We start from the raw sequence: 1,194 nt of genomic DNA on the forward strand, positions 1-1,194 counted from the left end.
GGGAGTTCACGCCTCGCCCCAGTTGCTTTATGAACTGCTGTGTCTGATTTGGCATCCGAACCGTTCGGAGCAACATTCAACCGGTGGCTACCGCGATGCTTGAACTCCCGCTTGATAATGCAGCCCCATCCAGGGACCACGGCGGCAACCTTAGCGCTGCCATGGCAGAGTTCGGCGGTATCCGCAGCGATTGGATGGACCTCTCCACCGGTATCAACCCGCACCCCTATCCGCTGCCGGAACTCACCGCCGGAGACTGGAGCGCACTGCCGGACGCCGATGCGCTGGCCGATCTCGAACGCGCCGCGCGGTCTTTCTGGAACATCCCGGATGAGGCTGCGGTTCTCGCCGCCCCTGGTGCTTCAGCCCTGATCGCAGCCCTGCCAGCACTGGCCGCGCCGCGCTGGGTGCAGATCAGCAAACCGACTTACAACGAGCACGCCGCCGCCTTTGAAGCCCGCGGCTGGAAGATTCGTGTAGATGGCCCGGCTGAGGCCCGTGTCGCGGTGCATCCGAACAACCCCGATGGCCGCCTCTGGTGTGAAGAACAACTCACAGCACCGCTCACTATTATAGACGAAAGCTTTTGCGACGTCTGCCCAACCGAGAGCTTGGTTCGCATGGCCGCCCGGCCTGGCGTGATTGTCCTGAAAAGCTTTGGCAAATTCTGGGGCCTCGCCGGCCTGCGGCTGGGTTTTGCAATCGGCGATCCCAAACTGATCGCCACCCTGTCCTCGTGGCAAGGCCCATGGGCCGTCTCTGGCCCGGCCCTGCGCACGGGCGCTCTGGCTCTGCAGGACCACGGCTGGGCCGAAGCCACCCGCACCCGGCTGAAGGCGGATGCGGCGCAGCTGGATGAAATGGTGTTTGCCAAGGGCGCCAGCCTGGTGGGCGGCACCGACCTATTCCGTCTCTACAATGTGAACGATGCCGCGGCCTGGCAGAACAAGCTTGCCCGTTCCCGCATCTGGAGCCGGATCTTCCCCTATTCCAAAACCTATTTGCGCCTCGGCCTGCCGCCCGCTGACGGCTGGGACCGGCTGGAAGCGACGCTATGACGACCGCGGCAATGCTGGCGGTTGCCCTCGTGTTGGATGCCGTTTTCGGCGAGCCCAAATGGCTGTGGTCCCGTTTCACCCACCCGGCAGTGCTGATGGGCAAAGCAGTCGGCTTCCTCGACCACTCGCTCAACAC

At 63.7% G+C, this 1,194-nt stretch carries 1 protein-coding gene and 1 pseudogene; both read left to right on the top strand.

The window, feature by feature from the left end:
* The first annotated feature begins 95 nt into the window (after positions 1–95).
* The gene (locus A2I95_RS40165) at positions 96–1,058 is read left to right on the top strand and encodes a threonine-phosphate decarboxylase (protein WP_291737913.1); all 963 of its coding nucleotides are present in this window, start codon (positions 96–98) and stop codon (positions 1,056–1,058) included.
* Positions 1,055–1,194: pseudogene (locus A2I95_RS40170) on the top strand (adenosylcobinamide-phosphate synthase); the annotation flags it as partial. The gene A2I95_RS40165 and the pseudogene A2I95_RS40170, both read left to right, overlap by 4 nt.

The sequence above is a fragment of the Leisingera sp. F5 genome (assembly GCF_001593695.1).